The sequence below is a fragment of the Neisseria oralis genome (genome assembly GCF_045062685.1).
GTDB lineage: Bacteria > Pseudomonadota > Gammaproteobacteria > Burkholderiales > Neisseriaceae > Neisseria > Neisseria oralis.
On sequence record NZ_JBJGEB010000007.1, the window covers coordinates 22,470 to 42,422 of the forward strand.

20 protein-coding genes and 1 riboswitch are annotated in these 19,953 nt (G+C 53.5%); of the genes, 8 read left to right on the forward strand and 12 right to left on the reverse strand.

Going from position 1 to position 19,953, the window contains the following annotated elements:
- Nucleotides 1-166 precede the first annotated feature (166 nt).
- Nucleotides 167-787 carry an outer membrane lipoprotein chaperone LolA gene (gene lolA / locus ACI43T_RS07745; RefSeq protein ID WP_405386309.1) on the reverse strand — a complete coding sequence of 207 codons (621 nt, stop codon included), beginning with the start codon at nt 785-787 and terminating at the stop codon, nt 167-169.
- A 417-nt stretch (nt 788-1,204) separates the two neighbouring features.
- On the opposite strand from lolA, the gene ACI43T_RS07750 reads away from it, so the two are divergent.
- From ACI43T_RS07750 to ACI43T_RS07770, 5 genes are all read left to right on the forward strand, one after another.
- Nucleotides 1,205-2,242, forward strand: coding sequence for a porin family protein (locus ACI43T_RS07750; RefSeq protein WP_293276853.1), 1,038 nt, complete (start codon nt 1,205-1,207; stop codon nt 2,240-2,242).
- Between the two features lie 103 nt (nt 2,243-2,345).
- Nucleotides 2,346-3,176 (forward strand): ferritin-like domain-containing protein, encoded by an 831-nt coding sequence (locus ACI43T_RS07755; RefSeq protein ID WP_405386461.1) that lies wholly within the window; start codon nt 2,346-2,348, stop codon nt 3,174-3,176.
- A gap of 45 nt (nt 3,177-3,221) precedes the next feature.
- Nucleotides 3,222-4,181 (forward strand): cation diffusion facilitator family transporter, encoded by a 960-nt coding sequence (locus tag ACI43T_RS07760; protein ID WP_405386311.1) that lies wholly within the window; start codon nt 3,222-3,224, stop codon nt 4,179-4,181.
- A 53-nt stretch (nt 4,182-4,234) separates the two neighbouring features.
- On the forward strand, nt 4,235-4,882 hold the full coding sequence (locus tag ACI43T_RS07765) for an HAD family hydrolase (RefSeq protein ID WP_405386313.1): 648 nt from the start codon (nt 4,235-4,237) through the stop codon (nt 4,880-4,882).
- Between the two features lie 793 nt (nt 4,883-5,675).
- Nucleotides 5,676-5,810 (forward strand): hypothetical protein, encoded by a 135-nt coding sequence (locus tag ACI43T_RS07770; RefSeq protein ID WP_405386315.1) that lies wholly within the window; start codon nt 5,676-5,678, stop codon nt 5,808-5,810.
- A gap of 195 nt (nt 5,811-6,005) precedes the next feature.
- Here ACI43T_RS07770 and ACI43T_RS07775 read toward each other — a convergent pair whose 3' ends face one another.
- From ACI43T_RS07775 to ACI43T_RS07805, 7 genes are all read right to left on the reverse strand, one after another.
- Complete coding sequence (locus ACI43T_RS07775) at nt 6,006-7,262, reverse strand: pentapeptide repeat-containing protein (protein ID WP_405386317.1); 1,257 nt, start codon at nt 7,260-7,262, stop codon at nt 6,006-6,008.
- A 517-nt stretch (nt 7,263-7,779) separates the two neighbouring features.
- Nucleotides 7,780-9,165 (reverse strand): Re/Si-specific NAD(P)(+) transhydrogenase subunit beta, encoded by a 1,386-nt coding sequence (gene pntB, locus ACI43T_RS07780; RefSeq protein WP_405386319.1) that lies wholly within the window; start codon nt 9,163-9,165, stop codon nt 7,780-7,782.
- A 114-nt stretch (nt 9,166-9,279) separates the two neighbouring features.
- The gene (locus ACI43T_RS07785; RefSeq protein ID WP_405386321.1) at nt 9,280-10,035 is read right to left on the reverse strand and encodes a hypothetical protein; all 756 of its coding nucleotides are present in this window, start codon (nt 10,033-10,035) and stop codon (nt 9,280-9,282) included.
- Nucleotides 10,036-10,037: 2 nt separating this feature from the next.
- Entirely contained in the window at nt 10,038-10,460 is a 423-nt protein-coding gene (locus tag ACI43T_RS07790) for a hypothetical protein (protein ID WP_405386323.1), read from the reverse strand.
- Nucleotides 10,461-10,550: 90 nt separating this feature from the next.
- Nucleotides 10,551-10,952, reverse strand: coding sequence for a GFA family protein (locus ACI43T_RS07795; RefSeq protein ID WP_405386325.1), 402 nt, complete (start codon nt 10,950-10,952; stop codon nt 10,551-10,553).
- A 97-nt stretch (nt 10,953-11,049) separates the two neighbouring features.
- A complete protein-coding gene (locus ACI43T_RS07800) occupies nt 11,050-11,433 on the reverse strand; it encodes an MAPEG family protein (protein WP_405386327.1) in 384 nt (127 codons plus the stop codon).
- Between the two features lie 4 nt (nt 11,434-11,437).
- The gene (locus tag ACI43T_RS07805) at nt 11,438-12,979 is read right to left on the reverse strand and encodes a Re/Si-specific NAD(P)(+) transhydrogenase subunit alpha (RefSeq protein ID WP_405386329.1); all 1,542 of its coding nucleotides are present in this window, start codon (nt 12,977-12,979) and stop codon (nt 11,438-11,440) included.
- Between the two features lie 210 nt (nt 12,980-13,189).
- On the opposite strand from ACI43T_RS07805, the gene gloA reads away from it, so the two are divergent.
- Nucleotides 13,190-13,597 (forward strand): lactoylglutathione lyase, encoded by a 408-nt coding sequence (gene gloA / locus ACI43T_RS07810; protein ID WP_293276876.1) that lies wholly within the window; start codon nt 13,190-13,192, stop codon nt 13,595-13,597.
- A gap of 159 nt (nt 13,598-13,756) precedes the next feature.
- Here the strand turns inward: gloA and ACI43T_RS07815 are convergent, their stop codons facing one another.
- The 4 genes from ACI43T_RS07815 to ACI43T_RS07830 form a co-directional block, all read right to left on the reverse strand.
- Nucleotides 13,757-14,506, reverse strand: a complete 750-nt coding sequence (locus tag ACI43T_RS07815) for a lysophospholipid acyltransferase family protein (protein ID WP_405386331.1) — start codon at nt 14,504-14,506, stop codon at nt 13,757-13,759.
- A gap of 107 nt (nt 14,507-14,613) precedes the next feature.
- Nucleotides 14,614-15,363, reverse strand: a complete 750-nt coding sequence (locus ACI43T_RS07820) for a GNAT family N-acetyltransferase (protein ID WP_405386333.1) — start codon at nt 15,361-15,363, stop codon at nt 14,614-14,616.
- Nucleotides 15,364-15,561: 198 nt separating this feature from the next.
- Complete coding sequence (locus tag ACI43T_RS07825) at nt 15,562-16,179, reverse strand: biliverdin-producing heme oxygenase (RefSeq protein WP_405386335.1); 618 nt, start codon at nt 16,177-16,179, stop codon at nt 15,562-15,564.
- A 75-nt stretch (nt 16,180-16,254) separates the two neighbouring features.
- On the reverse strand, nt 16,255-18,627 hold the full coding sequence (locus ACI43T_RS07830; protein WP_405386337.1) for a TonB-dependent hemoglobin/transferrin/lactoferrin family receptor: 2,373 nt from the start codon (nt 18,625-18,627) through the stop codon (nt 16,255-16,257).
- 193 nt (nt 18,628-18,820) lie between these two features.
- On the opposite strand from ACI43T_RS07830, the gene ACI43T_RS07835 reads away from it, so the two are divergent.
- Together ACI43T_RS07835 and thiM are read left to right on the forward strand one after the other, a co-directional pair.
- Nucleotides 18,821-18,952: a hypothetical protein gene (locus ACI43T_RS07835; RefSeq protein ID WP_405386339.1), complete on the forward strand. Its 132-nt coding sequence runs from the start codon at nt 18,821-18,823 to the stop codon at nt 18,950-18,952.
- Nucleotides 18,924-19,026, forward strand: a riboswitch (TPP riboswitch). It overlaps the preceding gene by 29 nt.
- A gap of 112 nt (nt 19,027-19,138) precedes the next feature.
- Nucleotides 19,139-19,945 carry a hydroxyethylthiazole kinase gene (thiM, locus tag ACI43T_RS07840; RefSeq protein ID WP_405386341.1) on the forward strand — a complete coding sequence of 269 codons (807 nt, stop codon included), beginning with the start codon at nt 19,139-19,141 and terminating at the stop codon, nt 19,943-19,945.
- Nucleotides 19,946-19,953: the final 8 nt, after the last annotated feature.

Here is a 19,953-nt window from a genome sequence, read left to right on the forward strand (position 1 = left end):
TTCAGAGGCTATAAATATGGGCAATGGTTGTTGTAAATGCAAGCAATAACGATAACGGCAGACGAGGTTTTGGTTGCTGCGGTGATATAGTTTCCTTCTGTTTTTGACAATAAAAGGCCGTTTGAAAACAAAATTTTCAGACGGCCTTTGTTTGAGGACGCAGAAATCAGTTACTCAATACGTCCACGCCTTTGGGCGGGGTGAATTTGAATGCGTTGCGGGAGAGGTTGGGTTTGGTGTTCAGGTTGCTGAAGCTGATGGTGGTTTCGTTGCCGAAGCTGTCTTTAAGCTGCATGGCGGCGAGGTTGTCGCCTTTGAAGCCGATGCGGATGTATTGGTAGCCGGCGTTGTTTTTCTTGGGCGTGGCCAAAACGTAGCTGATGCCGTTGCTTGCGCCGTCTTCTTTGAGGGCGTAGCTGCTGTCAAGCGCGGTTTTGTTGGAGAGGATGGCGGCGGGGCTGTCGCCGATGGTCTGGTCTTGGGCGGATTTGGTTACTTGGGCCAAATCGACGTCGTAGAGCCAGATGGTTTTGCCGTCGCCGACGATGGTTTGTTTATATGGTTTGGTGTATTCCCATTTGAACAGGCCGGGGCGCAGGATTTGGAATGTGCCGTTGGTGGTTTGGGTTTTCTTTTTGCTTTTGACGGTTTGGCTGAAACTGCCGCTGATGCCGTCTGAATCGTTGTTGAACTTTTTGAGCGCGTCGACCGCGCCTGCCTGCGCAAGCCCGACGGTTATGCTCAGGCCTGCGGCGGCAAGGAATTTCAGCAGGGTGTTTTGTTTCATGTGTCGTCCTTCCTTTCGGCTGGATGTGGTGGATTCGCGGCATGCGGACGGTGCGTCCGTGCTGCCGGATAGTTTAAGTGCGACTTAGTATAGGTGTTATTCGGCGGGAAACAAGCCTTAATTGCGGCGTTTAATTTTTGTAAAAACGGGTGCTGGTTTTTAATTCGTTGAAATTCAATGGATTTCTATGATTGGGGCGGAAATCGGTTTCACATTTATTTAATCGGGTTTTGGTATTTTTGTTGCAGGTTTATTGTTTTGTGCGGTATTTTATTGTTGTAAATGCGGTAATGTTATTTGAATATTGCTACTTTAAATTACATGCGGTTAGCCAAACGGCAGCGGCTGTATTAAGATTGTATATGAGATATGCGACATGTCCGCCGCATGCGGGCATGGATTTTACCGGAGACTTTTATGAAGAATATCAAATTGCTGTCCGCTTTGGCCGCCGTCGGCGCGTCTTTCGTTGCTTTCGAGGCCCATGCGGGCATGGTGAGCGATGCGCACGGCAACGTGGGCTACGACACCGCCGAAGAATGCGATGCGGCGGTGCAGTCGGGTCAGGCCAAATTTTATGAATCGTTTACTCATAAACCGACTTTGAAACGCCCGGGCGAAACCAGCGTCCAAGCGGCGACGATTAAGGATTTGGGTCCGCAATACCGTTTGGGCGCGTGCGATAAGGGCGTGGGCCGCAGGATGGGGCGCGACGGTGTGTCCAAAGCCTTGCAAGGCAAATATATCCCGTTCAGCCCGGATATGCAGGTGAACGTGTATCTGGATGCTTCGGGCAAACCGACCCGCGCGAGTATGCAGCAGTGCGACAACTGGTTTTCGGGTAACGCGCCGCGCGCCGTTCCGCTGCCGCCGGAGCGTGCACCCGAACCCGCCGCCGAAGCGGCTCCGGTCAAAAACGAGCCGGCTGCCGAAAAAAAAGCCGGTGCGCGTCCGTATGTGTTCGGTACGGCGGGTGCGTTGCGCGACGGGGCTTCTGTGAAACGGGGCAACCGCCGCAATAAAGACCGCGATACTTCCGCCGCCGGACAAGTCGGTGCGGGCGTCCAGTTCAACGAATGGCTGGGCGGCGAAGTGTATTATCAGGGCGGCGACAAACAGGAATACGACGCGCCTGAAAACCTCGGCAACGAAAAAGTGGAAGTGCGCAACGACACTTACGGCGGACGCCTGACCGCAGGCACGAAAGTCGCCAAAAAAGCGCGCGTGTTTGCAAAAGCGGGCGTGGCGGGCGTGCGGCACAAATCGAAAACTGCCGGTGCGAAAGACTCCGACACCAAAGCCCGCGCCACCGCAGGCGTGGGTGCGACGGTTGACGTCAACGACAACTGGGCCGTCCGCGCGGATTACGACCACTATTTCAAACGCAACGGCGACGAAGACGTGAAATGGAAAGGTGCGGATTATCTGGGCGTGGGTGCGCAGTATAAATTCTGATTGCGAGCATTTTTCCAAACCGGCCTAGCAGGCCGGTTTTTATTCGGGCGGGTTTTCAGACGGCCTGCGGTATAATGGGGCAACGTTGTCCGATTGGATTGATATGCCTTACAACCCTTATCCCTTGTTGGAACAGGCTTTGCTGGAGCACCATCCCGACCGCAAGGGCGAGATGGTAGACAGCTTGTCCGCCGCCGTTGAAGATAACGGGCTGACTGCCGGAGGAGCCGCGCCGCCGCTGGACTTCCGCCACGCGGGACGGCCGCCGAAGCCTGTTTTGGTCGCACCGTCGCAACTGACGCCGCGCAAGATGAACACGGCCGAAGGCTATGCGGCGATGCTGCACGCGATTGCGCATATCGAGTTCAACGCCATCAATCTGGCTTTGGACGCGGCATACCGTTTCCGCACGCTGTCGTTTCAGTTTGTGCGCGACTGGGTGCGGGTGGCGAAGGAAGAGGTGTACCACTTCCGCCTGATGCGCAAAAGGCTGCGCGCTTTCGGCTTCGATTACGGCGATTTCGAGGCGCACAACCATTTGTGGGACATGGCGTATAAAACCGCCTACGACCCGCTGTTGCGCATGGCGTTGGTGCCGCGCGTGTTGGAAGCGCGCGGGCTGGACGTTACGCCGGGGATACGCGCGAAGGTGGAACAGCGCGGCGATTCGGAAACCTGCGGCGTGTTGGACATCATTTACCGCGACGAAGTGGGCCATGTCGCCATCGGCAACCATTGGTATCAGCACCTCTGCCGCGAACGCGGTTTGGAACCTGTGGCCCTGTTCCGCAGTCTGATTGCCCGTTACGATATGTTTATCTTCCGCGGCTATGTGAACATCGAAGCGCGCGAAAAAGCGGGCTTCAGCCGCTTTGAATTGGATATGTTGGAAGATTTCGAGCAGGGTTTGAAACAAGGCAAAAAGGTCGTCTGAAAACCCTGCATCCGGATTTTCAGACGACCTCTGTTGAGGAACGTTATGTCTCACCATCACGAACACCATCATCACGCACACGCCCACACGCATACCGCCAACAAAAAAGTATTGCGCGTGTCGTTTATCATCATCGCTGCCTTTATGCTGCTGGAGGCGTTCGGCGGCTGGCTGACCCATTCGCTCGCGCTGCTTTCCGACGCAGGGCATATGTTCAGCGACGCATTTTCCTTGGGCGTGGCGTTGTGGGCGTTCAAACTCGGCGAAAAAGAAACCACGCTGCAAAAGACCTTCGGCTACAAACGTTTTGAAATCCTCACCGCCATGTTCAACGGCTTGTCGCTGGTGGTCATCGCCGTGCTGATTTTCTATGAAGCCGTCAAACGCCTGCTTTATCCGCCCGAAATCGCCACGCTGGGGATGCTCGTCATCAGCGTCATCGGGCTGCTGGTCAACATCGGCGTGGCGGTTTACATGCTGAAAAACAGCGACACCGAAGCCAACGTCAACATGCGCGGCGCGTATCTGCACGTTTTAAGCGACCTTGTCGGCTCAATCGGCGCGATTGCCGCCGCCGTACTCATGATGGCGTTCGGCTGGAAATGGGCGGACCCGCTCGCCAGCGTGTTCGTCGCCGCACTGGTCGGACGCAGCGGCTGGAGCCTGCTCAAACAAACGCTGCACATCCTCATGGAAGGCGCGCCCGAAAACATCCACACCGACGACCTGCTCGCCGTCATCCGCAATACCGACGGCGTCAAATCCGTCCACGACTTACACGTCTGGACGATTACCAGCAATATCAACGTTTTATCCTGCCACATCGTCGTGGACGGCAGCATGACCGTTGCCGAATCCGAACAAATCGCCTACCGCATCGAACACGAGTTGTCCCACAAAAACATCGGACACTGCACCATCCAAATCGAAAGCGAACACCACCCGCACAAAAACGAGATTTTGTGTTCGCCCTATGCAGAAGCACATCACAGCCACAGCCATTAAATCAACAAGGCCGTCTGAAAACCTTTCAGACGGCCTCCACCAAAGGAAAACACATGATACAAGCCGTATTGTTCGACCTCGACGGCACGCTCGCCGACACCGCCCTAGACCTCGGCGGCGCACTCAACACCGTATTGCGCCGCCACAACCTGCCCGAAAAAAGCATCGAGGAAATCCGCCCGTATGCCAGCCACGGCGTGGCCGGCCTGTTGAAAATCGGCGTCGGCATGACTGCCGAACATCCTGATTTCGCAGCATGGCGGCAAGAATGCCTTGAAGCATACAGCCTTTGCTATGCCGACAAAACCACGCTGTTCGACGGCGTGAACGAAATGATTGCCGAACTCGACAAACGCGGCATCAAATGGGGCATCATCACCAACAAACCCATGCGCTTCACCGACAAACTCGTCCCCAAACTCGGCTTCGTCATCCCGCCCGCCGTCGTCGTCAGCGGCGACACCTGCGGCGAATCCAAACCCAGCGTCAAACCCATGCTGTATGCGTGCGAACAAATCCATGCCGACCCGCAACACACGGTTTACGTCGGCGACGCCGAACGCGACATGCAGGCCGGACGCAACGCGGGCATGAAAACCATACTTGCCGACTGGGGCTATATCGCCGCCGAAGACCAAACCGAAACATGGCCGTTCGACCACCGCATCGCATCGCCTTCGGCATTGCCGGATTTGTTGTAAGCCGGCAGGAAAGCAAAAGGCCGTCTGAAAAACCGTAAATCAGGTTTTCAGACGGCCTTCATATTCATCAAACCGTTTCAGACGGCCGCCGACAGAGCGGATACCGAAGCATATGCACCGCTGCCGACAATACAAACTCGGCGGCTCCCGTCTTGGCGAAATACGGCAAAGGCAAACAAGTCAACAAGCTGGATTTGGAAGAAAACGGCAGCAAAATCAGCGTGGAAGACTTGGAGAAATGGCTGGACGCAAACGGCTTGCGGTAAGCCGCCCGTTTGGGATTGTCCGCTTGAGTGTTAGAGATCTTGCGGAGTGATGAAGAGAGGTCGTCTGAAAATGGGATTTCTGTTTCAGACGACCTTTTTCCATAGCAGCAACCTTGTTCCTTCCCCCGTCCGGCGGGGGAAGGTTAGGATGGGGGTGGCTTTGTGGCTTTAGGCAAAATCAAACTGGTGCAGCCCATAGAGCCACCCTCTCCCCAACCCTCTCCCGCCGGACGGGAGAGGGGGCAGGTCGCAAGTCGCAGCATAAATTTTTGTCTGACTACCGTCATTCCCGCGCAGGCGGGAATCGACTTTTAAATCTCGGCAGCTGTTCTTAAACATCTGTTTCTTAGAATTTACGATGGGTTCCCGCTTGCGCGGGAATGACGACAGCAGGGTGTTTGGCGTGGTTTGTTCATAAGAAGAGGTCGTCTGAAATTGAGTTTGCGGTTTCAGACGACCCCTTGCCGTATCAGCAACCTTGTTCCTTCCCCCGTCCGGCGGGGGAAGGTTAGGATGGGGGTGGTTTTGTGGCTTTAGGCAAAATCAAACTGGTGCAGCCCATAGAGCCACCCTCTCCCCAACCCTCTCCCGCCGGACGGGAGAGGGGGCAGGCTGCAAGTCTCTGCATCAATTTCTGCCTGACTACCGTCATTCCCGTGTAGGCGGGAATCTATTTCTCAGCAACAGAAATCTTTAGAGCAATCCAAACAAACCTAATCCCACAGATGGATTCCCGCCTGCACAGGAATGACGACGGGGGCATGGTCTGATTATGAAAAAAGGTCGTCTGAAAACAAGATTTCGGTTTTAGACGACCTTTGGGGCGTAAATCACGATTGAAGTCAGATTTTATTTTCCTAAAGGGGAGGTATTATTCGTTTCCCTTCTTCATCAAAAATCCGCATCCCTGTTTCATTACAGAATTGTTGCATTACTTTCGTTTGCTCATCTTCCGTCAATGCTTCCCATTCTGAATCATTTTTTTCTTTCCAATCAGGATAAATTTTTTCAATAAAATCTTTTACTGTTATTTTTGCGAAAGACAGCGTCTCTCTATGTTTTAGTTGCGTCCATTCAAATTGACATTCTCTTAAATCGGCATTTTGTAAATCCGCATTCTGTAAATTAGCAAGCGATAAATCTGCATTTTGAAAATTTACTGACGATAATTGGGCATATTGTAACTTAGCCATAAACAATTGACTTCCTTGAAACTGAACCTCTATTGAGAAGCTTCCCCGAAGATCAATTCCATTCAAATTCAAACCCGATAAATCTTTAGCAATTTCACTCACTCCACCCAAGGAAAAATTCATTCCAGCCAAGCAAATATTAGGCAGCATTTCAGGAAAATCGCGCAGATTGAGTTTCGTGTTTCCCTGATTCAAACTTAATAGTATATGAGTTAAAGCCACCCCTATAGGGCGGTTTGCTTTTTTTACTAAATCAACAATAATTTCCGTCCGTTTTTCATCGGATAAATTATCCACTTCCAACTGATTTAAACTATCCTGCTGCATCGCCTGCCAAGCGGATTTTAATAAATTGAACGCTGGTAAACGGAAACTTTCTCCGTAATCTCCTCGAAAAAACGGCAGCAGGTTGTAAATGGCGGAAATCTGCAAAGCGACCGCGCCCTCCCGTTTGCTGAATGTATCGAAATCGGCGGCATCCGGCTTTTTGGCATATTCTTCGGATTGTTCCATCGTTTGCTCTGTAATTTCTGCTCCGTCTTTTGAGCTGCTTTTCTGCGTGGTTTTACTGACGGTTTTTATTTCCGGCAAATGTACTCCGCTGACCCATTCTGATAGTTTTTGAAATTCTTTCAGATTAATGTCTTTGCGCTGGTTCTCGATTTGCTGCCTGTTGTTTTCATCGCGGAAATGCCAGATGACGAAAGCGACAGGGGCGGAAACAATCAGAATGATGAAGTTCCAATAGCCGACGGAATTGCTGTCGCTGTTTCTGATGGCTGCAAGATAAGCAAGCACAAAAATGATTACTGACATGGCTCCTGCACACAAAACTTTTACCGCATTGCTCTGTCCATCCAGCCAAGTCTTACTTTTACTGATTGTTTCCGTGATTTTCTTCCAGATATTCCATTTCGCCATTTCTTCGTTCCCTTTATTGAATTTCAAGCCATATCGCGTCCGGCGGCAGCACGGATTTTATAGTATTGCGTAATGGCAAAAAAGGAGAAGGTTGTCTGAAACTGAGTTTACGGTTTCAGACAACCTTTTGTCGCAGCAGCAACCTTGTTCCTTCCCCCGTCCAGCGGGGGAAGGTTAGGATGGGGGTGGCTTTGCGGCTTTAGGCAAAATCAAATTGGTGCAGCCCGTAAAGCCACCCTCTCCCCAGCCCTCTCCCGCCAGACGGGAGAGGGGGCAGGTTGCGCGTAGAGACATAGATTTCTGTCGCACTACCGTCATTCCCGCGCAGGCGGGAATCTACTTTTCGGCGAAGAAATCTTAAGAACAATTCAAACAAACCTAATCCCACCAATGGATTCCCGCCTGCGCGGGAATGACGGCAGAGGAGGGTGTTTGGCGTGATTTGTTTATAAGAAAAGGTCGTCTGAAAACCTTGAAATCAGGTTTTCAGACGACCTTTTGTCTTGGTTTCTAAATGTTATTTCTTCAATTCCGCCAAAATCTCGTCAACGGTTTTCTTCGCGTCGCCGAAGCACATCACGCTGTTTTCATTGAAGAACAGCGGGTTTTGTACGCCTGCGTAGCCGGTATTCATCGAGCGTTTGAAGATGACGACTTCTTTTGCCTTCCACACTTCCAATACGGGCATGCCGGCAATCGGGCTGTTCGGGTCGGTTTGGGCGGCGGGGTTGACGGTGTCGTTCGCGCCGATAACCAGCACTACGTCGGTTTCGGGGAAATCGTCGTTGATTTCGTCCATTTCCAACACGATGTCGTAGGGGACTTTGGCTTCGGCGAGCAGTACGTTCATATGACCGGGCAGGCGGCCGGCGACGGGGTGGATGCCGAAGCGTACTTCGGCGCCGTTTTTACGCAAAAGCTCGGTGATTTCGGCAACGGGGTATTGCGCCTGCGCCACTGCCATACCGTAGCCCGGGGTGATGATGACGCTGCTTGCATTGCGCAGCATTTCGGCGACTTCGGCGGGTTTGGCTTCGCGGTATTCGCCGATTTCTTCGCTGCCTGAGGCTGCGGCGGAACCGTCGGTACCGAAGCCGCCTGCGATGACGGAGATGAAGGAGCGGTTCATGGCTTTACACATGATGTAGGACAGAATTGCGCCGCTGGAGCCGACGAGTGCGCCGGTTACGATAAGCAGGTCGTTGGAGAGCATGAAGCCTGCTGCTGCGGCCGCCCAGCCTGAGTAGGAGTTCAGCATGGACACGACCACGGGCATATCCGCGCCGCCGATGGAGGCGACCAAGTGCCAGCCGAATGCGAGCGCGATCAGGGTCATCAGGATCAGGATGAGGCCGCTGCCGTCAACGGATACGAACACCAGCATCAGGATAAAGGATAAAACCAATGCGGCGAGGTTGAGCTTGTGTTTGGCGGGCAGTTGCAACGGTGCGCTGCTGATTTTGCCGTTGAGCTTGCCGAACGCGACCAGCGAGCCGGTAAAGGTTACAGCGCCGATGAAGATGCCCAAATAGACTTCGACCAAATGGATGGTGTGCATATCGGATGAGATGTCGCCCGGCTCGATATAGCTGTTGAAGCCGACCAAAACCGCCGCCAAGCCGACGAAGCTGTGCAAGAGCGCAATCAGCTCGGGCATTTCGGTCATTTCTACTTTTTTGGCTTTGTAGATGCCGATGGCCGCGCCGATAAGCATGGCGATGATGATCCAGCCCAGTCCGTTGGTGTTTTCGGAAAACACGGTAACGAACAAGGCGACCGCCATCCCCGCTACGCCGGAATAACAGCCCTGCTTGGCGGTTTCCTGCTTGGACAGCCCCGCCAGCGAGAAGATGAACAGTATCGCGGCTACGATGTACGCCGCTGTAACGAGTCCTGAAGACATGGTGATTCTCCAATTATTTGTGAAAGTAACTGATTGTGAAACAGGTATTAAGGCCGTCTGAAAACCGTTTTTCAGACGGCCTCTTCAAGCTGCATTAGTCAGGGCAATGTTTGCTTAGACAGAACGGGAGAAGCCTCGTTGTTGTTCTTGTTGAATATTTTGGTTTTCTTGAGCAACTAGCTGTTGTTGCCGCTCTTCTTCTAAAGCCTGTTGGACTCTTTCGTTGAAACTGGCAACTTTGTCAGGATTATCAGCCAAAAGTTTTTTTGCATACGAACCGTCGGTATCATTCAATAATCCTTGCAGCATAGCCATAGTTTTTTCGTATTTGGATTGGGGTTTCTCTTGAGAAGAATTTAAGGATTTATGTTGTTGTTCCCAATTTTGACGGATACGTTTCAATTCTTCTTCAGGGATTAACAAAGAATTTTCTCCAGGCGTAAGGGCCATTCCCAAATCAGGGTCTTTTAAATTCATGCCCCTTAACAAGGTAGAAGCAACCGAATTGCTGTTCTGTCCCAAGCCCAATATAGGGTATGAGGGATTGCGTCTGTTAATTTCTTGGCCTATTTCATACCCTAAATTGAATTTATGCATGACTTCTTCGTAGCTTCCCTCGAAAACTATTTCTTGGTTTTGAGAGGGATGATAAAACCTCATTTTAGCTTCTTGTTCATTGTAGACACGTAATCTGTCAGAAGGTAAATAACCTATTGGTTTAATTTCTCCGTCTTGTGAAGTTGCTAGCCCGTTTAATTCGTGTATCGGACGGTTATTCGGGTCCAATACGACAATAAAATTATGTCCTGCCGTGCCACCAATTAGCGGAAGTTGTGATTTAACGATTTTATAATTTCCGGTATCTGCCATGTTCAATTTCCTTTTTCAGTATCTTCTACGATTTGTTTTTCAACGTTCAAAGAATCCAACCCCTTTTTAGGAGAGACAATGATGCGGTAAATATGTTTTGCACGACCGCTTCCGGAATGTCCTCCTGTAGCTCTTGACCGAATATACCCGTTATATTCGCAAAACTCTTTTCCTGCCGCACAAGTCATACCCATATTTGAAACTACATTTTGGATATTTTCAGGGCTATTGTCGCCGTTTAAATGGGACGAAACCATTTTTCCCAACTCTTCTTTCTCCGGTTTATTGGGAAATATTTTAGTAATATATTCTTTGATTTCTCCTTTAGGCAGGTGATCATAATTGACAGACATCCTTGGAAAGCCCAAATCACAAGCAGTAAGAAAAAATGATGAAATCAAGATAATGATGGAAGACTTTTTCATACTAATTTCCTTTGTATTTCGTAGCAGGGCAGGTCGGGTTGGTAAGCTCAACCCTGCCCGACTTTCAGACAGCCGTTGCCCCAAGCGACATTATCCGTCGCCGAATTGTGCCAAAAATTCTTCTTCGGTCAGCTTGGGCGTGTCGTTTGCCAGTTCGTAATAGGGGGCTTTGGCGTCGATGAAAATCTGCTCTTCCAATTTGAAATCGGCGTTGTCGGAAAACAGTCCGGCGAAGACGAAATAGCTGTCGTTCGGCAGGAAATGGTAGAACAGGTGGGTACCGCAGTTTTTGCAGAACGCGCGTTCCGCCCATTCGGACGAATGGTAGCGGGCGATGTTTTCACCGCCGTCGATTTTCGGCGGTTTGGCGGCAATCAGCGAAAACGTCGCGCCGCTGCCCCAAATGCGGCACATTCCGCAATGGCAGGCGTGGACGTGTTTGTCGTGTTCCACTTCTAAAGATACGTTGCCGCACAGGCATTTTGCTTTCATGGTCGAACTCCTAAATATTGGGGAATCGGGTTTCAGGCCGTCTGAAAAAAATGTTTTAGCGAAACTCGCTACGCTTGTTTTCAGACGGCCTCTACCGTCAAACGGCGGCAACAAACAGCCCGATAATGCAGCATAATCCGCCCGCCCACGTCAAAGACCGCATGGTTGATTTATCTGTCAGGTAGCAGTAGATAAAGGCGAGGCGGAAGGCGATGAATAACACGGCCAGCAGGTTGATGGTCGATTGTTCGGCGTTGCCTGTGGCGTGTGCCACCAAAACGGCGGCGGCAAAGGGCGCGAAGGTTTCGAAGCCGTTTTGCTGCGCGGCATTGGCGCGCGCCGACAAGCCTTGCGTATGGGCGAGAAACTCGCGCGGATTGCGGTTGTCCGACGGCTTGAAACCGCCGGTCGCTTTGGCGATGGTGGCGCAAAATAGCGGCAGCAGGTAGGCAAGCAGGATGCACCAGTAGGCTAAAGTCATGCTTTTACCCTTTCCTAAACATATTCAGCATCCGCCGCGTTACAAAGAAGCCGCCGAAGATGTTGACGCTGGCAATCAGGATGGCGATGAAGGCAAGCAGGGACACGAAACCGTTGCCTTGGCTGATTTGCAGCAGCGCGCCGACGACGATGATGCCGGAAATGGCGTTGGTCACGGACATCAGCGGGGTATGCAGCGAGTGGCTGACGTTCCAAACGACGTAGTAGCCGATAACGCAGGCGAGAACGAATACGATAAAGTGGTTCAAAAACGCTTCGGGCGCGACCGCGCCGACCCACAGCACTAACACGGCGGCGATGACGGCGGGCGCAAGTTTTTTCCACAGGGGAACGGGTTTCGGCTCAGGCTTGGCGGCAGGTGCGGCTTTTTCAGACGACGTTTGCTGCGGCTGGGCGGAAACTTGAATCGGCGGAGGCGGGAAGGTGATTTCGCCGTCGCGGGTAACGGTCATGTTGCGGATAATCACGTCTTCGAAGTCCAGCGTGATTTCGCCGTCTTTGTTCGGGCTTAACAGCTTGGTCAGGTTGACCAAGTTGGTGGCGTAAAGCTGGGAAGACTGCCCTGCAAGGCGGTTTGCCATGTCGGTGTAGCCGATGATTTTCACGCCGTTGTCGGTTACGAACAATTCGCCCGGTTTGGTCAGTTCGCAGTTGCCGCCCGTCGCCGCCGCCAAATCGACGATGACGGAGCCGGATTTCATGCTTTCCACCATTTCTTTGGTAATCAGCTTGGGCGCGGATTTGCCCGGAATGGCGGCGGTGGTGATGATGATGTCCACTTCTTTCGCCTGCTCGGCAAAGAGCTTCATTTCGGCGGCGATAAATTCGTCGCTCATCACTTTGGCGTAGCCGTCGCCGCTGCCGCCCGATTCTTGCGGGAAGTCGAGTTTCAGGAATTTACCGCCCATCGATTCGATTTGTTCCGCCACTTCCAAGCGGGTATCGAACGCGCGCACCACTGCGCCGAGCGAGTTTGCCGTACCAATCGCCGCCAAACCCGCCACACCGGCGCCAATCACCAAAACCTGCGCGGGCGGCACTTTGCCTGCGGCAGTGATTTGACCAGTGAAGAAACGGCCGAAGGCGTTGGCGGCTTCAATCACGGCGCGGTAGCCGCTGATGTTTGCCATCGAAGACAAAGCGTCCAAAGCCTGCGCGCGGGAAATGCGGGGCACCATGTCCATCGCCAGCGCGTTCACTTTCTTGGCGCGCAAGGCTTCGACCAAAGCCTCGTTTTGGCGCGGCCACAGGAAGCTGACGATAGTTTGCCCTTCTTTGAGCAGCGGCAGCTCGCCTTCGGACGGCGCGTTGACCTTATAAATCAAAGGGCAGGCCCAAACCGTCGCTTTGTCGGCAACGGTCGCGCCTGCCGCTTGGAAAGCCGCATCGTCAAGGCTGGCGGCCAAACCTGCGTTTTTTTCGACTACGGTCTCGAAACCCAGTTTCTGCAACAGGGAGACGGTAGCGGGTGTGCAGGCCACGCGGGTTTCGCCTGCCAGAGATTCTTTTGGAATACCGATTCTCATCTCTTAATCCTTTTCTGAATAAAAAAGCAGTGTAAATAAACTTTAACGATAGTGTTATAACGAATTTCGCCGCCGCTGACAATAGCGGCGGCCAAATATAGAATGCAAAGAAGTGTGTATGCGTTCCGTATGGACGTTGCGCGGTTCGGGCGGGAGGCCGGAGAGTGTGTTAGAATGAATCGTTTAGAAAATAATGAAAGGAACAGAATCATGCGCCTGCTTCACACCATGCTGCGCGTCGGCAACCTCGAAAAATCCCTGGATTTTTATCAAAACGTTTTGGGCATGAAACTCTTGCGCCGCCGCGATTATCCGGAAGGCAGGTTCACGCTGGCTTTTGTCGGCTACGGCAGCGAGGACGAAAACACGGTTTTGGAACTGACCCACAACTGGGACACCGAAAGCTACGATTTGGGCGATGCCTACGGCCATATCGCCATTGAGGTGGACGATGCTTACAAAGCCTGCGAACGTGTAAAAGAGAAGGGCGGAAAAGTCGTGCGCGAGGCGGGGCCGATGAAGCACGGCACGACCGTCATCGCTTTCGCCGAAGACCCCGACGGCTATAAAATCGAGTTTATCCAGAAAAAAAGCGGCAATGATTCGGTGAAATACTGATTGGCGGCTTTTGCGGATAGTGATGAGGCCGTCTGAAAGCGGGAGATGCTTTCAGACGGCCTTTTATTTTGATTTGAGTGGCGGACCGATTCGTGTTGACGGTGCCGATAGAAGGGCAGGCCGTCTGAAATACGGTTTGCCGGCACCGGATAAACGGTTTTAGCCCAACTCCTGCTGTTTCCGGCTCAACAGAGCGTGCACTTCCTGTGCGGCGGCGTAGCGGTCTTCGGGGGCGGTTATCGGGTCGAGGAAATGCAGCTCGGCTTTGCCCGAAGGCTGGCCGATAATCATGCAGATGGATTGCCACAGGCTGATGTCGCCGTAGTAGGCCATGTGCGGGTTGGGGCTGCTGCCGTCGGGGTTGGGGTAGCGGCAGAGTACGGGAATCAGCGGGACGTTTGCGTTATAGGCCGTCTGAAAAAAGCTGGGTTTGAACGGCAGGATTTCTCGGCCTTCGGTACTGGTGCCTTCGGGAAACAGGGCGACCGTGTCGCCGTTTTGCAGGGCTTCGGTAACGTTGTTGATTTTGGCGGTATTGCCTTTGGTGCCTTTGTTGCGTGTGACATAAACGGTTTGCGCCTGCGTGGCGAGATAGCCGACCACCGGCCATTTGGCAACGTCGTCTTTGGCGACGAAGCGGCCGGGAAAGGCGCCGTTTACCGCCATGATGTCGAGCCAGGAGATATGGTTGCAGATGAGGAGCTGCCCGCGGCCTTCGACGGGCGGCGTGCCGAACGTTTCCAGCTTCATGCCGCAGGAAGCGAGCACGCGCAGCGACCACAACTGGATGGCGCGCAGTTTGCGCCGTTTGCTGTAAAAGGGAAACAGGAAGAACATTTCCGCCATGCCGTAAAGCAGGCAGACGGCGATGCAGGAAAGGCGGAAGGCGAAGCGTAGTTTGGCAGTCATGTCAAAGGGGGAGTGTGTTTGTGTGTGTCGGGCGTGTGGGTTTGAATCGTTTCAGGCCGTCTGAAAGGCTGGATTCGCACTTTCAGACGGCCTGTGTGCCCTGACGTTTATGGGCGGGGGGCGAATTTTTGCAGATAGCGGTCGCTCAGTTTCGTGATGTCCATCATAATCAGCACGTCGGCGCAACTGAAGGCCTCGTCGACGCAAGGTTCGCCGCAAAACCACGCGCCGGCTTTGAGGTAGCCTTTAATCAGCGGCGGCGTTACGGGGTTCTCGGACGGTGTGATCCGATCCCATTTCAGCGGGTTGAGCGCTTTGACGCGCCATTGTTCCGGCGCGAGGTATTTGGTTTTCAGGATGTGGTAGAGTCCCGCCGCGTCGCAGCCGCCGTCGCGCATTTCGATGCTGCCGCAGCCTATCATGAAGCGCAGGTTTTCGTCTTTCATGAATTTGACCAGCCCCGTCCACAGGAGCATGACGAGGCCGCCGTTGCGGTAGTCGGGGTGGGTGCAGGCGCGGCCGAGTTCGACGGTTTGCGGCAGGATGTCTTTCAACGGGGTGAGGTCGAATTCGTGTTCGCTGTACCAGCCGCCGACTTTTTGGGCGGTGTCTTCGGTAATCAGCCGGTAGCAGCCGATGACTTCGCCGGTGGCGTCGTCGAATGCGAGGAGGTGGTGGCAGTATTGGTCGTAAGGGTCGACGTCGCGGCCGTCGTCGCTTTCGATTTCCGCACCCAGTTCTTGGGCGAAGACCTGATAGCGCAGGCGTTGCGCGGCTTCGATTTCGGCTTGGGTTTCGGCAAGGCGTACGCTCAGGCCGATTTTGGGACCGGTTTGGTTGAAACGGCTTTGCGCCATAGTTGTACCTGTTTGAATGGGGGAGAATGGGCGATTATAGCGGATATGGGGCGGGATTTATATCGCCGGCGGCCAAATGGTGGGGATTTCGGGAATTATGACGGTTGGGGTGTTGCAGGTTTGGATGTTCGGCGGGGGCGGGAAAACGGTTAAGGCCGTCTGAAAAACTGTTTTCAGACGGCCTATTGAATGAACGGCTTAATGGCGGTGCGCCTGCATTCCTTCCGGCGCTTCCGCGCCTGCGGGCAGGCCGAAGGTTTCGCGCAACACGACTTTATAGAAGGCGAACGCTTCTTTCGCGCCTTCAATCGCTTCGGCTTGGTCGGCTTCGCTCAAAGGCAGGGCGTTTAGGAGTTCGACAAAGGCACGCCAGTGTTTGCCGCGTCCGGCAGGGTGGGCCGCCAGATGGCGCGCGCCTTTTTCTTCGCTGAAATCGAGTTTTTTCGCATGTTTGAACAGGAAGGCCGCGCCCAGATTGGAGCCTTCGGCGCAGTAGAGCCAGCCGATGGCTTTGTTGCCGGTTTCGTGCGGCAGCGGTTTGCCGTATTCGTAGGGCCGCTCGCCCAAATCGGCCAAATCTTTGACCACGGCATCGTAACGCGCCATGTATTCCAGTTCGGGAATGACTTTGTTCAGTTCGGGGTTTTTGTAGATGTGGTCCACTGCTTTGTGGAACACGGATTGCAGTTTCAAAAACTTGATGTAGTTTTCGTTGCTGGCGAAAGGTTCAACCGACATCACCAGATTGTCTACGCTGTCGTGGATGGTGGCGGTTTTTTCTTTGAGTGTTTTGGCAAAAGTGATTTCATTGCTCATTGTGTGTCCTTTCGGGTGTTGTTTTCAGACGGCCTTTTGATGATTTGAAGGCCGTCTGAAAACGGTTAAACGGGTTTAGAACTTCCATTCCAGCGATACGGCGTAGTTGCGGCCGGGCGCGCGGTAGCGTTCCAAGCCTTTGCCGTCGCGGTCGACCCCGTTGGTGGTGCTGTAGCTATACAAACCGCGCAGGGAATCCCAAGTGGTGTCTTTGCGGTTGAACAGGTTGTACACGCCCGCGCGCAGGGTTAGGTTTTTCACCGGTTTGTAGAAGCCGTACATATCGAACACATAAGCCGATTTGTTCAGCCACGGATAATCCTGTACTTTTTTCTGCAAAGGCGTACCCCAGCCCTTGTTTTCATAAACGGTGTATTGCGCGTCTTTGGCCTTTTTCGCGCCCAAATAGGTCAGGCGGGAGAACACGCCCCATTTTTCGCTCGGACTTTCATAGTCGATACCGGCAATCACTTTCAGCGGCTGGGTGGAAAGCAGGCTGTTGTCGCCCGACAGTTTGCTTTTTGCGTAACCCACGGAACCAAACAGCTTCCAGCCTTCAGGGACAAAAGAGACTACTTTGTCCAAATTCAGACGACCTGTCAGCTCGATGCCGCGGATTCTGGCCTTGTCGATGTTCTGCATCTGCCAATCCAGTTTTTCGGTGTAGGGGTCGCTGCACAGACCGTAGTAATAATCCATCTGGGTGCAGCCGGGTTCGCCGCTGGCGGTCAGCTTCTGTTCTTCAGACAGGAAATTGCGGTAGTTGCTTTGATACAGGTTGGCATCCAGCATGCCTTTTTCGCCGCGTCCTTGCAGGGAGAGGGTGTGGGTGGTGCTGCGCTCGGCTTTCAGGTTGGGATTGGGCAACCAATTACCCGAACCGTGGTTGTAGGTGAAATACACTTCGGACGCATTGGGGACACGGTAGCCGGAAGTGATGTCGTAACCGACACGCCAAGCCTGATTCAGTTGCGCCGCCAAACCGGCGAAACCGCTCCAGCCGCTGTAAGTATTGGGTGCGGGTGGGGTTTTGTCGCAGGCATGACAGTCGGCATTCAGTTGCTGCGGCGTCATTTTGGTGTGGTCGTAACGGATGCCCGCGCGACTTGAAAACACGTTGTTCCATTGGATTTGGTCGGACAGCGAGAAACCGTAGTTGGTGGTTTTCACCGGATGCTGAATCGTGCTGGTCGTGCGGGAAATACGGCCGCTGAAATAATAATCGTCGCGGTTTAAGTTTTCGAAATCACGCCGACTGGCGAAGGTTTTGAACGACAGGCGGTGCTGCCCGCCCAGTTGCAACGGCTGGCTGTCCAAACGCAAAGTAAAACGTTTGAATCGGGTGTCCATGCTGCGGTTGTATATTTCGTCCAAATCCTTCTGATTGTAGTTGCGCGTCCAGGTGGAATAATCCATCGGGAACGAGCCTTTGTTGTTAACCGCCGCCACTTTGGTTTTCTGATAATCGAAGTCTGCCTTCAACAACGACAACCAATTTGAATCAGGCGTCCATTCGTAAAACAGGTTGGCATTGCGCCGTTTGTTTACATCGTCGGCTTCGCGCCACGCGGAAGTCATCAAATTATAAGATTCTTCATTTGTGTAATTATGTCCCTGCTGGCCGTTGAGCGACGCGCCGATACGGTGGTTTTCGTTAATCTGATAACCGATTTTGGCCAAGAAGCTGTGGTATTTGTGTTTGGACGGATCAGGAATGCCGCGTGCCGAACCGCGGATATTCGTGCCGCTGCCCGCACCTTCCACCGCATAGCCGCGGTTGCCCGCGCTTTCGGTTTCATGGCCGCGCCGTTGTGAATACAGCAAGGCTGCATCGACGCTGCCGTTATCCATGCCGAAGCCGACTGTGTTCGTCCATTCGCGGTTGCGGCTGCTGTAACCGTTTTTCATCATCACGCCGAACTGCCGCTCCGGCAGCAGCAAATCACGTCCTTGCAGGGTTTGGTAATTCACGCCGCCGCCCAAGGCGCCGCTACCGGTATTGAAAGAGTCCGCCCCTTTTACGATGTCGATGTTGCGCACCAACTCAGGGTCGATGGACAAGCGTGAACTGTTGAAATTGCCGTAGCGGGCATACAGTGAGTTTTCTTCCGAATCAGGCAGGCTCACGCCGTCGATGCTGACACCGACACGGTTGCCTTCCACGCCGCGAATGGCAAAGCCTTTCTGATGGCGGCCGCTGTCGCTCAGGCCGACATCGGTGGAATAGCGCACCAAGTCTTTGTTGTCGCGTATCATTTCCTGTTGGATGCGGCCGAGGTTGACCCGTTCCACGGCGGCGGGCGCGTTGCGATGTCCTTTTACCGTTACCTGCTTCAGTTCGGTCTGTGCGGGAGCGGTTTCGGATGCGGCGTCGTCCGCGGCGAAAACGGGATTGCCGAAGATGCTGCCGATAAGGGCGGCAAGGGGGAGTATGTGTGATGGTTTCATGGCTTAAATATCTCGAATGATTGAAATAGCCCGTTATTGTGGAGAATCAGTTTTTGTATAAAATTGTTAATGATAATATAAATCGTTTTGTTTTAATCTGCAATTTCATTTTTACATTTATTTAGGAAAATGTTGTTTTATTAGGCATAAAAAGAGGTTTTACGGCTTGTTTTTGTAATATACCGTTAATTAAGTGGTGGTTTGCTTATTTGCAGCGACGCGCGGCCTGTTTTCAGACGGCCTCAATGAAGTGAACGGCGCGGTTTGCGCCGGTATGCCGGTTTGCGCTAAGATAGCCGCAGAAGTCGGGGTGCTGCTGCCGTAACGGGTGGCGGCTGAGATGATACCCGTGAACCTGATACAGATAATGCTGGCGTAGGAAACTGATGAAACTTTTTGTATTTTTTCGTTTTTTGGAAAAGCACGGCTTCCGCCCGGTTCGGAAGGCGTGCTTTTTTGTATTCCGGCGCGGTTTCAGACGGCCGGCAACACGTTTAGCGGAGCGGTGATTATGCAGATTCGTTTTTTAGACAAGGTGCGCAGGCAAAATCCGTTGGTACACAACATCACCAACGGCGTGGCGATGAATTTTACCGCCAACGGTTTGCTGGCGCTCGGCGCGTCGCCGATTATGGCGGACGAAGTATCGGAAATGGCGGACATGGCGGCGATATGTTCCGCGCTGCTGATTAATATCGGCACGTTGCGCCGGCAGACCGTCGAGGCGATGCTGGCGGCGGGGAAGGCGGCCAACGCGCGCGGGATTCCGGTGGTGTTCGATCCGGTCGGCGCGGCGGCGACGCAGTTCCGGCGCGATACGGTGGAGCGGCTGCTGGCCGAAGTCCGGTTTGCGGCCATACGCGGCAATGCGGCGGAAATGGCTTATATTGCGGGCGGCGCGTGGCAGGGTAAAGGGGTCGACGCGGGCGGCGGCGCGGCAAATGCGGCGGAAGTCGCGGCAACGGCGGCGAAGCGTTACGGCTGCGTGGCGGCGGTGAGCGGCGCGACCGATTATGTTTCAGACGGCCTCTGCACAGTCGCGGTGGCGAACGGTACGCCGCTGTTTCCGAAAATCACGGCTTCGGGCTGCCTGCTCGGTTCGGTCATCGCGGCGTTTCTGGCCGTGGCGCCGGAGCAGGAATATTTGGACGCGGCCGCCGAGGCGTGCACGGTGTATGCCGTTGCGGGCGAGACGGCGGCCGAAGGGCTGGCGGCGGCGCAGAGCGGTACGTTCGGCGTCAGATTGGTGGACAGCCTTGCGGCGGTAACGGCGCGGCAGGTCTCGGAAGCGGCACGCACGAGTGTGCAGGCCGTCTGAAAACACAA

Excerpts from the sequence above, each read along its gene's own strand:
- ACI43T_RS07815 (WP_405386331.1), bottom strand. The coding sequence starts at position 14,506 with ATGACTGCCAAACTACGCTTCGCCTTCCGCCTTTCCTGCATCGCCGTC.
- lolA (WP_405386309.1), bottom strand. The coding sequence starts at position 787 with ATGAAACAAAACACCCTGCTGAAATTCCTTGCCGCCGCAGGCCTGAGC.
- ACI43T_RS07800 (WP_405386327.1), bottom strand. The coding sequence starts at position 11,433 with ATGACTTTAGCCTACTGGTGCATCCTGCTTGCCTACCTGCTGCCGCTA.
- ACI43T_RS07760 (WP_405386311.1), top strand. The coding sequence starts at position 3,222 with ATGTCTCACCATCACGAACACCATCATCACGCACACGCCCACACGCAT.
- ACI43T_RS07775 (WP_405386317.1), bottom strand. The coding sequence starts at position 7,262 with ATGGCGAAATGGAATATCTGGAAGAAAATCACGGAAACAATCAGTAAA.
- ACI43T_RS07805 (WP_405386329.1), bottom strand. The coding sequence starts at position 12,979 with ATGAGAATCGGTATTCCAAAAGAATCTCTGGCAGGCGAAACCCGCGTG.
- ACI43T_RS07790 (WP_405386323.1), bottom strand. The coding sequence starts at position 10,460 with ATGAAAAAGTCTTCCATCATTATCTTGATTTCATCATTTTTTCTTACT.
- pntB (WP_405386319.1), bottom strand. The coding sequence starts at position 9,165 with ATGTCTTCAGGACTCGTTACAGCGGCGTACATCGTAGCCGCGATACTG.
- ACI43T_RS07785 (WP_405386321.1), bottom strand. The coding sequence starts at position 10,035 with ATGGCAGATACCGGAAATTATAAAATCGTTAAATCACAACTTCCGCTA.
- ACI43T_RS07750 (WP_293276853.1), top strand. The coding sequence starts at position 1,205 with ATGAAGAATATCAAATTGCTGTCCGCTTTGGCCGCCGTCGGCGCGTCT.
- ACI43T_RS07820 (WP_405386333.1), bottom strand. The coding sequence starts at position 15,363 with ATGGCGCAAAGCCGTTTCAACCAAACCGGTCCCAAAATCGGCCTGAGC.
- ACI43T_RS07825 (WP_405386335.1), bottom strand. The coding sequence starts at position 16,179 with ATGAGCAATGAAATCACTTTTGCCAAAACACTCAAAGAAAAAACCGCC.
- thiM (WP_405386341.1), top strand. The coding sequence starts at position 19,139 with ATGCAGATTCGTTTTTTAGACAAGGTGCGCAGGCAAAATCCGTTGGTA.
- ACI43T_RS07830 (WP_405386337.1), bottom strand. The coding sequence starts at position 18,627 with ATGAAACCATCACACATACTCCCCCTTGCCGCCCTTATCGGCAGCATC.
- ACI43T_RS07795 (WP_405386325.1), bottom strand. The coding sequence starts at position 10,952 with ATGAAAGCAAAATGCCTGTGCGGCAACGTATCTTTAGAAGTGGAACAC.
- gloA (WP_293276876.1), top strand. The coding sequence starts at position 13,190 with ATGCGCCTGCTTCACACCATGCTGCGCGTCGGCAACCTCGAAAAATCC.
- ACI43T_RS07755 (WP_405386461.1), top strand. The coding sequence starts at position 2,346 with ATGCCTTACAACCCTTATCCCTTGTTGGAACAGGCTTTGCTGGAGCAC.
- ACI43T_RS07765 (WP_405386313.1), top strand. The coding sequence starts at position 4,235 with ATGATACAAGCCGTATTGTTCGACCTCGACGGCACGCTCGCCGACACC.